The organism is uncultured Pseudomonas sp. (assembly GCF_943846705.1).
Lineage (GTDB): Bacteria > Pseudomonadota > Gammaproteobacteria > Pseudomonadales > Pseudomonadaceae > Aquipseudomonas.
The window spans coordinates 3,762,455-3,775,073 of the sequence record NZ_OX044366.1 but is presented as its reverse complement, the minus strand read 5'-3'; the positions used below and the strand labels follow the sequence as shown (position 1 = coordinate 3,775,073).

General features: G+C 55.1%; 8 protein-coding genes. 7 read left to right on the top strand and 1 reads right to left on the bottom strand.

Translation table 11 applies throughout. The annotated features are described in order from the left end of the window. Position 1: 1 nt before the first annotated feature. From Q0V31_RS17520 to Q0V31_RS17500, 5 genes are read left to right on the top strand one after another with little or no spacing between them, the layout of a single operon-like run. Positions 2-727: a hypothetical protein gene (locus Q0V31_RS17520; protein WP_298189893.1), complete on the top strand. Its 726-nt coding sequence runs from the start codon at positions 2-4 to the stop codon at positions 725-727. A gap of 3 nt (positions 728-730) precedes the next feature. Next, the gene (locus Q0V31_RS17515; RefSeq protein WP_298189890.1) at positions 731-2,059 is read left to right on the top strand and encodes a CpaF family protein; all 1,329 of its coding nucleotides are present in this window, start codon (positions 731-733) and stop codon (positions 2,057-2,059) included. Between the two features lie 3 nt (positions 2,060-2,062). Continuing rightward, positions 2,063-2,938, top strand: coding sequence for a type II secretion system F family protein (locus tag Q0V31_RS17510; RefSeq protein WP_298189888.1), 876 nt, complete (start codon positions 2,063-2,065; stop codon positions 2,936-2,938). Then, the gene (locus tag Q0V31_RS17505; RefSeq protein ID WP_298189886.1) at positions 2,938-3,777 is read left to right on the top strand and encodes a type II secretion system F family protein; all 840 of its coding nucleotides are present in this window, start codon (positions 2,938-2,940) and stop codon (positions 3,775-3,777) included. Before Q0V31_RS17510 ends, Q0V31_RS17505 begins: the two co-directional genes overlap by 1 nt. Before the next feature lie 38 nt (positions 3,778-3,815). After that, the gene (locus tag Q0V31_RS17500) at positions 3,816-4,988 is read left to right on the top strand and encodes a hypothetical protein (RefSeq protein WP_298189884.1); all 1,173 of its coding nucleotides are present in this window, start codon (positions 3,816-3,818) and stop codon (positions 4,986-4,988) included. A gap of 881 nt (positions 4,989-5,869) precedes the next feature. Here the strand turns inward: Q0V31_RS17500 and Q0V31_RS17495 are convergent. Continuing rightward, positions 5,870-8,062 carry an EAL domain-containing protein gene (locus Q0V31_RS17495; RefSeq protein ID WP_298189882.1) on the bottom strand — a complete coding sequence of 731 codons (2,193 nt, stop codon included), beginning with the start codon at positions 8,060-8,062 and terminating at the stop codon, positions 5,870-5,872. Between the two features lie 294 nt (positions 8,063-8,356). Here Q0V31_RS17495 and Q0V31_RS17490 point away from each other — a divergent pair, with 294 nt between their 5' ends. Further along, positions 8,357-9,223, top strand: coding sequence for a phosphate/phosphite/phosphonate ABC transporter substrate-binding protein (locus Q0V31_RS17490; protein ID WP_298189879.1), 867 nt, complete (start codon positions 8,357-8,359; stop codon positions 9,221-9,223). Next, positions 9,220-12,618 carry a response regulator gene (locus Q0V31_RS17485; protein WP_298189877.1) on the top strand — a complete coding sequence of 1,133 codons (3,399 nt, stop codon included), beginning with the start codon at positions 9,220-9,222 and terminating at the stop codon, positions 12,616-12,618. The genes Q0V31_RS17490 and Q0V31_RS17485 overlap by 4 nt, the downstream gene beginning before the upstream one ends. The last annotated feature ends 1 nt before the right edge of the window (position 12,619 follow it).

Sequence of the window (12,619 nt, the reverse complement as noted above, 5' to 3'; positions counted from 1 at the left end):
AATGAACCGCACCTATATTCTGCCGCTGGTATTGGCCATCGCCACCCTGACGGGTTGCGGATCCATGGATAAGCAACGTACCCAAGCCAGTGAAGATCCGAACGTACAAATCAATAAAATCATGGCGCATTACCGCACGGGCCTGAATAGCGGAACGGCCTGCCTGACGGCTACCCAAGGCTGGAGTGAGCCGGTGGACTGTGACGGGCTGCTGCGCGAGACCATGCAACTCTACGCCGCGTTTCCCAATAATGAGCGGGTAGCCATGCTGGCGGCTCTGATGGCTTACCAGACGAATCACCAGGAGCAGGCGGGTTATCTACTGGATCAATTGCTGTCCGGTCAAAAGCCCCGTCCAGAAGCCGCCATCTTGCGCAGCCGGGTGGCTTTACAAGAAGGCAATATGGCGTTCGCCAGAACCTTGCTGCAGCGCCAGATTCGCTTAAATCCGCGCCATCCTGAGCTCTATGAAACCTTGGCTGCGGTGCAATACCTCGATCGTCAGTACCCTGCGGCCCTGCAAACCTTGACCATGTCTGAACGGGTAGGGGCACCTGGCTGGCGGACCGCTTATCACCGCGGGCTGATCTACGAGCGTCAGCGCCGTCCAGGTGCTGCCTGTCAGCAATACCGTTTAGCGTTATCCGGTAATCCGCAGTTTCTGGCACCACAAGGACGGCTGGTCAGTCTGTCGAATGGCAGTAACTGCTCGGTTGTGGAGGGTTAGCTCATGCCGACTATTGAGCCGGACATACCTGGGATCGATCTTCGCCGCCTGCGTCAGTTTTTACACCAGCGCTTGATCGAGTCCCTTGAAGCTGATGCGGCAGAGACGCTGGTCGAGAGCGACCTGCAAGCTCGCATAGCGAGTCTGATTACACGCTTTGAGGATGAGATCGGTCAGTCGATAGACCCCTCAACCCGGCTGGTGCTCAGTGAGCAGGTTTTGCATGAAGTTCGCGGGTTGGGACCTTTGGCTCCGCTGATGGTCGACCCGAGCATCTCCGACATCCTCATCAACGGTCCGTTTGAGGTATGGATTGACCGTAATGGGCAGCTGAGCAAAACGACTGTGGAGTTCGACAATGAAGCGCACCTGCGGCGCTTTCTTGACCGACTGATTGCCGCACAAGGCAAGCACCTAGACAGCAACTCACCTGCAGTGGATGCGCGCTTACCTGACGGCAGTCGCCTGCATGCCTTGATTCCACCGCTGTGTGCCAGCGGCCCCGTGGTTTCCATCCGGCGTTTTGTCGAAGCACAAAACTCCGACAGCGCGCTACTCGATAGCGGCATGCTGAGTGTTGAGATGCTGGCTTTTTTAGAGCTGGCGGTGAGTTCCGGCCTGAATATTCTGATTGCAGGTGGCGCTGCAGCGGGCAAGACCACCTTGCTTAACGGCGTTTCGCAATACATCCCAGCCAGCGAGCGGGTTATTACCGTTGAAGAGTCGGCTGAACTGCAGCTCCGCCACCCGCATGTGGTGACGCTCGAGGCACGCCAGGGCAACAGTGAAGGCCGTGGCCAGATTGATTTGCGGGTACTGCTACGCAACGCACTGCGCATGCGTGCGGACCGCATCATCGTTGGCGAGGTGCGTGGGCACGAAGTATTTGAAATGCTCCAAGCGATGAACGTGGGGCACGACGGCAGCCTTTCCACTGTTCATGCCAATAGCCCGAATGACGCCCTAAAACGCCTAGAGTCACTGGCGCTGTTGGCGGATGTCGGTCTACCTCGTGAAGCCATTCGCGACATGATCGGCTCGGCCATCCAGGTTGTCGTTCAGGTGGCGCGCTTTCGTGACGGCAGTCGCTGTGTCACCAGTATCGGCGAACTGGTCAGCAGCAATGGCCGCTTGCAGGTGCAGGAGCTGTTCAGTTTTTGCCCCGATCCAATTGACGCTCACGCGCAGACGTCATCCAGTCAGGCGCTGAATCGTAGCGGTCGTCATGTGTTTGGCGAACACGTCCCAAGCTTTTTGAACAGCTTGCTGCATCGCGGCTACACGCTACCGATTTGCCTTGAGCGTTGGCAGCTGGCTGGAGCGGAGGAATAGGCCATGGCGGAGCTAATGCTTGGTCTGCTAGCGGTAGTTGCCATGCTGGCGTCAGCTGTACTGGTGTTTCGTCGCTTAAGCGCGGGTGAGCAGCAGGCTGTTTCGCTTGATTCGATCATGCAGCCTCAGGATAGGCCCTTGGGCCTTGCCCGGCTGTTGCGTGTACTGAATATTCAGTTGCGTCCGGCGCTCTTTATTGGCGGAGTGCTGCTGGTTAGCGCCGCGGTATTCAGTCTGTTTCTCAGCGTATTCCCAACCCGTTTCACGTTAGCCCTTGTGGCCGCCCTGATATTGCTGCCGGTAACGTTGTTGCTGATCAATGACTTGGCCGCATGGCGTTCACGGCAGTTCGAGACCGCCTTGGTTGACGTAGTGGACCTGATGTATGCCGCTGCTGCGGGTGGTACACCGCCGTTGCGGGCTCTCCAGGTTGCTGCCGACGGGGCGCAAGGCTTTGTGCGCAAAGCCCTCTACGAGATTATCCGGCGTCTTGAACTGGGCGCTTCGGTGGATGAGGCCTGCAAGCCGTTATTGCGCCTCTACTCGAGTGAGGGGGTGCGCCTGTTTGCCGACACCCTGGCTTCGCGGTGGCATGCGGGAGGCGACTTCGAGGGGTTGCTGCAGGCGCTGGGCAATATTCTGCGTGAGCGCAGCTTCTATCGTCAGCGCATGCAAGGTCAGCTGTCTGGCGCGCGCTATGCACTGCTGTTTGCCGGTTTTTTCCCTTACATCCTGATTCCATTCTTTCTTTGGAAAGAGCCGGATTGGCTGATCCCGCTTACCCAAGAGCCACTGGGGCCAACTCTGATGTTGAGCGCATTGCTCTGTCAGATATGTGGCTTTTTATGGATGCGTCGAATTCTGCGGAGTGATGAGTGATGAACGGTTTTTTGCTCGATGCCACCTTGCTGATCGTATTGCTGCTGTGTCTGGCCATGGTGGCTGTACTGCTGCGCCCTGAGCTGACATTGGATGAGGGGTTTCAGTTGCTTGAGCGTGAGGCACCGCCGAGCGTGTTATCGCGTCTGGTGTTCCCACAACAGTTGATTCGTCAGGCCGGGATTATGCCGAGTCATATCCGCTTGCTCTATTGGCCGTGCAAACTGGCTATAGCGTTGTTATTCCCGCTGGTGCTACTGGAGTTCCCTGGTCCTTGGGGGCATCCGCTGGTTTTGCTTGTGCTGAGCCTGCTTGGCTTCTTTGCCCTAGATATCTGGTTGTTGAAACGACGTGTCCAGCGGCGCATTCGTATTCAGCAAAGCCTGAGCTTCTTCGTCGACCTGCTATGTGCCTACCTCACATCCGGTTCATCTTTGTCGCAAGCCTTTGATCATGCTGCGCGTTTCGGCTTTAAGGCTGAGCACCCACTCGCGCGCGAGGCATTACTGGTATGTGTTGAGCTCGATGCAGGACAGTCCCTGCGCAAAGCGCTGCAGAGCATGGGGCGGCGCACCGGAGTACAGGAACTGCGACGTCTGGCGGCGGTTTTGGAGGTAGGCACTCAGGTTGGAGCGCCTATTCGTCAGACCCTGGAAAAACAATCGCAGATCCTGCTGGAGAAACAACGCACATTGGCAATTGAGTTGCTTAACCGAAAAAGCATGGAAATGCTGCTGCCGCTGGGCTTGGTGTGTCTGCCCATGTTTTTCTTGTTGGTGATTTATCCAGCAGGCGCGCAACTCTATGACGCCATCACGATTATTAAGCAGCTGCTTTAGGCTTTTTTAGATAGTTAGCGCGGCCTTGGAGATCAACTATGAGTACTTGGAACCACGATAACGCCATGGGCGATTGGGTGCCTAGCCAGCAGAAAAAAGCCCAAGGCGGCTTTGTCATTACCCTTGAACTGATTCTGCTGGTGACTATTTTATTTATCGGCACATTGGTGGGCATCGTGGCGATTCGCGACGCCCTGATCAAACGCTATGTCAGTCAGCAGTCGCAAGTGACCGTGGTGGTGGATGCCGAAGGACGTTTGCTCGGTGAAGCGGTTGGTTTTGATGAACACGATGCGCCGCGCTTGTTCTATATCGACCGTACCCAGAGCACTAATTACCGAACGCTCATTGGTGTTCGCGATGATCGTTTTACCAGTCGCGAACCGCTCTATTACGCTGGCAATAGTTGTGAGGGTGATCCCTGCATCAAAGCCACCAGTGACGAAGCCACCGATAATACTGGCGTAGATGGTATCTCGGGTTCAGGAAGCGTGAGCTACTTCAATGCCCTGCAAGGGCAGCCTAACTATGCGGTTGGCCGAGGAGCTAACGGGCTGCCGGGGGCGCTGTTTCGTGAAACACCGCAAGCCTGTCCGATTGATGCTGAGCAGATAGGTTCGCGCTGGGCCTCGCAAAGCGTGGTGAGTGGCAAGCCCTGTGAGGTCGTCAGCCTTGATCAGGCCGGAACCGAGCCCAGCTTTAATGAGTGCCTGGTCAACACCCTAGAGCCGTGTAGCTGCCCGGAGTCCTATGAGGATGAAGGTGATGTGCTGGCGAATTATCTGCCGTTGATCAATCTCACTCTTGAAAGCACCCTGGCGGCAGTCAATCTGACCCTGCTGCCGTTCGGAGAGCAACTGGACCCCATTGAGGTAGGCACCCTGTGTTGCCCGCAGGCTACATCCCTGCAGCAAACTGAGTTGGTCGATGCCGCCGTGTTTGTCGCGATCAATCAGGCACTGGATCAGTCGAACATCAGAAAGCAGGTTCGCAGATTACTAGATCCGATTCTTTCCCCGTTACAGGGCGAGATACTCTGTGAGGCATTCGTGCAGTTGAAAAGTGCCGAGGCAGTTCCGTCCCCAGATGATCCTGAGCAGAATGCCTTAGAGGCGTTTAGCGCGCCATTTAGGGTCAACCTGCCGGCCGATGCCGGGCAGGGAAGCTGGCGCAGCACGGCTCCACGTGGCGAGGGGGCTTTTGCACCCTAAACATTCTCGATGGCGTGTTGAGGCCCACAATTCAGGGCAGTCGGACAGGGCGCTAAGCTTCGTCCAGCAATACAGCACGATCACTCTCATATCGCCCAACACTCCGATCAATAGACTTGATCGGGGTGTTGGGCGAGCGGTATTCACCTGCAGAGCGGTACCTGGTACTTGGCGTTCATGCATGCGGAGCCACCGTGCAGATCATCGGCGGAATGCAACAGTCAACAGGCTTCTGAAGTAGGCCTATAAAGTCGCGGCGCAGCGGGCACTAGAACGTTACCTGTAGTGCCTGACGCTGCGGATCAAGGGGCTCATTTCTTGGTCGACGGCCTGTTAAAAAAGGGCAGAGTGTTCAGCACACAATGGTGCATGCAGCGTTACCAATAGGACTGATGTTGAGCGCTCCATCGCGACTAACGAGCTGGATCGGCAACTCACGGTGAACGATCCCGGGCAGGTGTGATGCGGTGCGTGATGTACATTTGGGCAGGAACTCGGGGCGATTCAAGTAGCTGACATTTCACTCTGACTAGGGCGGTCATTTACCAGCATCGAGCTCCGCCAAATACGTTGGTGCTAGCGGATCAAACAGAATATGAGCCGGCGTGAAAACTATTGAAATAACGCACCGCTGGAGCGTTTTTTCAGAAGTTTTAAATCAGAAAGAATGCCGGAGAATGGCTCTACCCATCATGGGCAGGCTGAGCGTGTCGTGCTGCGAAATTTGACGGGCCAGCACCACCGTCAGCGGCCATCTAGTTGCAACGGAGAGAGAGTGCCAGTGGAGCCAATCACTGGCCGGATAAACCTGTGTCCAGAATTCGTTAATTACGAACCGTGAGCCTTGAGGGTGGGCACAAATAATACGTATACGGCTTCGCTCAGCCTACTCGAGCAGACGGTTTGCCAAGTGCACGTGACGCCTGACGCAAAGAGCTATCCAGCTGAGTGGTTTCAGGCGTATTGGCTGCCGAGAGATAGTGTTGTTCGATAGCTTTAGCCGGCATGGGGCGACCGGTTAGGTAGCCTTGGATCAGCTGGCAATTGCGTTCGCGCAGGTAGTAGAGCTGCGTATCGGTCTCGATACCTTCTGCCACAAGGGTCAGCTCCAAGGCATGTCCCAAGGCAATGATGGTGTCGACAATGGCGTAAGTGCGACGGGAGTCGGTAATTTCACTGATAAAGGCACGGTCTATCTTGAGGATGTCGACGGGGAAATCCTGGAGCATGCTCAGCGAAGAATGCCCGGTGCCGAAGTCATCGATTGCAATACGAATACCTCGCTCTCTTATCCGCTCCAGCAGCTTTCGCACGTGAGCCTGCTCGACCAGAACACTTTCGGTGATCTCCAGTTCAATCGCCTGCGGTGATACGTCCATACGTTCAAGCAACGCCAGTAACTGCTGGTCAACCATGCGCTGGTTGAATTGATGCCCGGAGACATTCACCGCGATAGGGACATCGGTATACCCGGCCAGTTGCCAGATACGGCTTTGTTTGCAGGCCTGCTCGAGCACCATTTCGCCCAACGGCAGGATCAGTCCGGTTTCTTCGGCCAGGGCAATAAATTCCATGGGTGAAATGTTGCCTAGCTGAGGGTGTTTCCAGCGACTGAGGGCTTCCACGCCTTTAATTTTTCCACTGAGCGAGCACACCTTGGGCTGATACAGCAGTTCCAGTTCGCCCTGGCTGATGGCTTTACGTAAGCAGCTTTCCAGGCTCAAGTTCCGCTGACTTTTTTGCTGTAACTCAGGGCTATAGAAGACGGTGTTGGGCGCATCGAATTGGCTGGCTTTCTGCGTAGCAAGACCGCACATCTTTAGCAGCTCGTCGATATTGCCATGCGCCTCATCGGCACTGGCGATACCGGCGAAAAGCGGCATGCGGAATTCATATTGCGCGACCCGAATGGGTGCTGCGAATGCCTTCTGCAAATCTTCTAGCAGACGCGATATGGCGTCATGCTCATCACTGTCAGCCAACAGCAAATGAAACTCGGCATCAGCACTGCGGGCAAGAAACGGCAGGTGTGCGGTTTGATTGAGGTCTCGTGGCTGACTGACCCCAGCTGTTTTGATCAATGTATGGGTGACGACCTCAATCAGTTTGTCGGCTATCTTGCTGCCGACGCTGTTCTTGATGGCGGGATATTGGGCAAAGTTAAGCTGCAGTAAGTGCAGCGGTATCGCCGGATGGGTATCCAGCTTGCGTTGGCCCACCTGTAACAAGCAGGTGTGGTTCGGCAGACCTGTTTGGCCATCGGCCAGTGACAACTTGTCGATATGACGCTGCTGCATGACCTGCTGGCTGATATCGCGCAGAACACACATCACATCATTAGGGCTGCTGGCAATAAAGCGCACTTCATAAATATGCTGTTGCTGGCCTGGATAGATAATCTGGCTGGCTGTGCTGTCGCCCTGGAGGGCTTTACGCAGAGCCTTAAGTGGCTCAAATGAGTGGACGCCGGTAAATACCTCACTGATGTCGCTGCCAATCGCAGAGCTGCGTGAGAGCAAGCCGGGGGCGTTATCCGGAAACTTCGACGCCAGCAAAATGCCCTCAGCGTCGAAATGCAGTATGCCATCCGGAATAACCTGCAATAGCGCATCTTGGCTCGCGCGCTGTTTATCTAATTCCAGCGAATTGCGTTGAGCCTGGACAATATGACGGATGCGTTTGGCCAGTACGCTGGTGTTCAAGGGCTTGTTCATGTAGTCAACGGCACCCACTTCACTGGCGCGCCGGACGGACTCCTGATCATCCATGCCCGTAAGCATCACCACCGGTGTCGAATCGTGTCCAGGCAGTTTCTTAAGCTCTTCACATGCAGAAAAACCGTCCAGACCGGGCATGCGTACATCCATCAGGACGATATCAAAATGATTGTTAGCCGCCAGGCGCAGGGCTCGGGTGGCGTCACTGGCTTCGTCGATAACCAATCCTTCACTGGAGAGCGCCAATCGCAGGTGCATGCGAATCAGCGCGTCATCGTCGACAATTAACACTGTCAGCGGTGGCTCGCTCCTTGGCTTGAGATCTAGCTGCTGCAGCTCGGTGTTCAAGGTGGCCATGATCAAAATCCTGCTGTCTGCTCGTTTGCTAGGTCTCAGCGAGAAGCATGCCAACGTTACGCAAACCAGAAAAATCCGCCACGATCTAATGCTTTAGCGCTAATTCCAGACGCGCAAAGGCGAAGCTTAATTTTGCAAATTCGACAGTGAGCTCCTAGGGTGAATTGCAAAATAAGAAGCAAATTGCAATTTTTTGGCTGGAAATTGAGCCACGTTTGCGATTTTAGGGCCATGCCGAGCAGTGGTACTGAATTTGCTTTGCACCTATGTACATTCGCCAAGCGAGCCCAGCCTATGAATCAGCAAAGCATTCAAACCTGCAGCGTACGCCTACTGCGTGTGGTTCTTCTGTTTGGCCTGCTGGGGCTGCAGTCGGTGACTGCCGAGGTCATGAGTCTGGGGGTAGTGCCACAGCAACCAGCGGCAAAGCTGTTTTCCTTATGGCAGCCGCTAATTGAGCAGGTACGCAAGACCAGTGGCCTCGAGCTGGTGTTTAAAACCGCAGTGGATATTCCGGCCTTTCAGCAGGCCTTGCGCCGTGGTGATTATGATGTGGCTTATATGAACCCCTATCACTACGCCGTTTTCAGCGAGGCACCCGGTTACAGGGCGTTGGCCGCACAGGCGCCTAATCGACTGAAAGGGCTGATAGTGGTGCGGCGTGATAGCCCCTACCAGCGACTTGAAGACCTTGCCGGGCAGCGTGTGGTCTTTCCTTCTCCGGCAGCATTTGCCGCTTCATTGATTACGCGCAAGGAGCTGGCGGCCCTGGGGGTATCAGTCGATGTGCAATTTGTGCGCTCGCACGACTCGGTGTACCTCAATGTACAGCGCGGTTTTGCTGCAGCAGGCGGAGGCGTGATGCGCACGCTGAATAGCACCACAGCCGAAGCGCGGGAGTCGTTAAGGGTGCTCTGGCAGTCACCCGGCTATACCCCCCATCCGATTGCCGCTCATCCGCGTGTACCTGCGTCGGTGCAAGAGCAGCTGCAGCAGGCAATGGTGAGCCTGAGCGAGACTGCTGAAGGACGCAGCCTGTTGGCGAAATTAAATATCCAGACTTTCAACGCGGTGACCGACAGCGATTATGACGCTATCCGAGAGATTGATTGGCAGGGCGTGGAAGGCACCATCAGTGACCCTGCGGATAGCACCCCATGATGTCCTTTCGCCTCAAAGTGATCCTGGGGATTGCGTTGCTCGAGATATTGGCACTGGCTGGTCTGGTGGGTACCAGTGTGTATTTCTTACGGGCTACCAATGAGCAGTCATTCACCCAGCGTTTTGATGCAGAGGCTGACAAGCTTTCGGTGCTGATTCGCGACGCGGTAGTGGCGTCGGATCTCGCGGCATTGGATGCCGTTGGGGCACTTTTCATGACCAATCCCGATAGCCAGTATTTACGCATTCGTGACAATCAACGTGTTCTTATCGACCTCGGCAGTAGCCCGCCATCCTCGATCGAGTACTCAGCGGATCTGTCGGTAGGCAGCGTAGATGACGGTGTGTTTGATGTGCAGAAGGTCATTTATGTCGACGAGTTTCCTATTGGTTTTTTGGAGCTGGGGACTTCTACGGCAGCCTTTGAAAAGGTCCTTGAGGTCGCTCGAGACCGACTGATAGTCGTCGCATTAATGGCATTGATTCTGGTGGTCCTGACGTCCTGGTTGATTGGCGTGGTACTGACGCGCGATCTGCGTAACCTGCGTAATGCATTGAATGAGATCGTGGAGGGGAACACGGATTTGCAGTTGGGTATGACCGCCAGCAGCGAGTTCAGAGGTCTTGCCCACACCTTTAATCGAATGGCACGCGCGCTGTCGCAGCGTGAGGCAGAGCGCGACGTAGCCGTGAGTGAGGCAACTGAAAATGCCCGCCGCTTAGCCGTGCGTGAGCAGCGTTTGGCTGCACTGCTCGATACCATCACCGATGGCGTATTAATCGTCGATGGCGAGCTACAGATTATTGAGATGAATAGTTCAGCCGAATGTACGTTGGGCCTGACTCAGCACGCGCTAACGCAGCAAGGCCTTACTTGCTTACTTGATGATCCGATTCAGGAACAGCGCCTGCGCAGTAGCTTGATACAGCTCGATCACGAAGCTGATGACGAAACCCGCCTGCATCTGGGACGCATTAAATTTTGTGTAGGCACCAGTGTTATATGGGTTGAGCTGAGTGTCGCAAGATTATGGGAGAACCAACACCGTCAGTTCGCTTTGGCGTTCCGCGATTTGACCTCTGAACTGGCCATCCAGGCCGAGCTAGAGCGTCGAGAACGACTGAAAGAAGCGTTGTCGACGGCCAGTCCGGATGCCATTTTTGTCTTGGACGGGCAGAACCGGGTGGTGGATGCCAACCCCGGTGCGGCAAAGATGTTTCAACAAAAGATCGAGCAGTTACGCGGGCAGCCTCTGCTAGAGGCGATCACCTTGGTCGAGGGTGGCGATGATTTACTTACGCAGTTGGCCAGTAAGCCAAGTGAGCCGCAATCTATTGAGCTTAATCAGCAGACACTTGTCGCGCGGCGCAAGGATGGCGTGAGCATCCCGTTGAGTTTTACTCATGTTCCTGTGCAGTTGGGTGAGCAGCGTTTAGTCACGCTGGTGTTGCGTGACCTGACCGAGCGTAAACAGACTGAGCAGAGCTTGCTGGCCGCTAAAGATGCGGCGGAAAAGGCCAGCCAGGCCAAGTCAGATTTTCTGGCGCATGTTACCCACGAGATACGTTCACCGTTGAACGTCATGTTGGGTTGTGTGGAATTGTTGGGCGGCACCGAGTTGAGTTATCGGCAGCGGCTATATACCGAGTCCGCAGAACAGTCCGCCGGTGTGCTGTTGGGCCTGATAAACAACATTCTGGATTTTGCACGCATTGAGTCAGGTGCGGTGGAGTTGAGTAATGAGCCTTTCGATCTGCTCGAACTCTGTGAATCGGTGCTTGCTGTAGAAGCGTTTCGCCTGAGTGATCGGCAGATTGACTTGGGTATGCTCTACGACCCGAGCCTGCCCACGCTGTGCCGTGGCGATGAATTTAGATTGCGCCAGGTGTTGCTCAATCTGATTGATAACGCCATTAAGTTTACCCAAGAGGGTGGGGTGGTTCTGCAGGTAGTTATGCAGCCCGGAACCGCGGATCAATTCAGCCTCGAATGCACGGTTAGTGACAGCGGTATTGGTATTCCAAGAACCAAACAAGCCGAGATTTTCGAAGCGTTTACCCAGGTCGACAGTACCGATGCCACCCTACATGGCGGAGCAGGCCTGGGGTTATCCATTTGTTACCGACTGGTTGAAGCCATGGGCGGTGCTATTCAATTGGACAGTACCTTGGGGCAGGGATCGACGTTCAGCTTTGCTATTCCCTTGGGTGTTGTTGAGGCCGCTGCAGCGTCTACCTCTCTGACTGGTCGGGTATGGGTCGTGACCGACAATAGGGTTATGGGCGCTGCCATGGTTAAGCAGTTTGCGTTGCTTGGCTTGCAGGCCGAGCGTCATAAGTTTGCCTATGCCGAGGAGCCGTCTGCAGAAGTGGACTGGGTATTTGTCGATGTGCAGTTAGCGAAAGATCCCGCGATTGAACAACATTTGAACCACATTCATGAATCCGGAGGGCGGATTGTATTGATGGCCAGGCGTAAGTGGCTGGCTGAATATTACGTCGAGGGTCAAGCAGATTATTTTGCGGTTATTGAGCAGCCAGTTCGCTATTCACGTCTGGTCCAGGTCCTACAGCAGGGCACATCAGGCCAAGTTCAAGCTGCTCCTTCAAAGAAGCATCAAGGCCAAGTGATGCGTACCGAACGCATTCTGTTGGCTGAGGACAGCGAGGCTAATCAACTCGTCGCCATGAACATGTTGGAACAAGCGGGTTTTCAAGTAGAAGTCGCTAACAACGGTCACGAAGTATTGATGCTGTTGGCTGAGCAAGCGTTTGATCTGATTCTGATGGACATGCGCATGCCGCGCATGGATGGGCTGGAAGCTACGCGGCGCATTCGCGAAAGCGCAACGGCCTATGCGGATATTCCGATTGTAGCGCTCACTGCAAATGCGGGGCATGCAGATACTCAGCGTTGCCTGGCAGCAGGCATGCGCGGTTTTCTCGGCAAACCATTTACGCGTGAGGCATTAGTGCAGGCCATTGATGATGGCTTGCTCAATCGCGACAGTGTGGAAACAGGAGAACACAGCATGACGGCATTGAAATTGATGGACGAGGCGGTGTTGGCGCGCCTTGCTCAGGAAACATCGGACGCCATGCTCGATCGCATGATCAGTTTGTTTGTGATTGAGGCGCAGAAGCGCGTGGACGCTATTGCGGCGCACTTTGCCAGTCTCGACTGTCATGGTGTGGAGATTGAAGCGCATACCTTGAAAAGTAATGCGGCCACCTTTGGCGCAGCCCAACTGGCCGTGCTAGCCCGTGAAATAGAGTCGGCTTGCAAACGTATGGAGCCGGAGCGTGTGCAGCAATTGTTGCCAGAGGTCGGCGACACATTGCGCGACACACTGCAATGCTACCGCCAGCGCTTCAATATTGCCGTACCGGCATAGG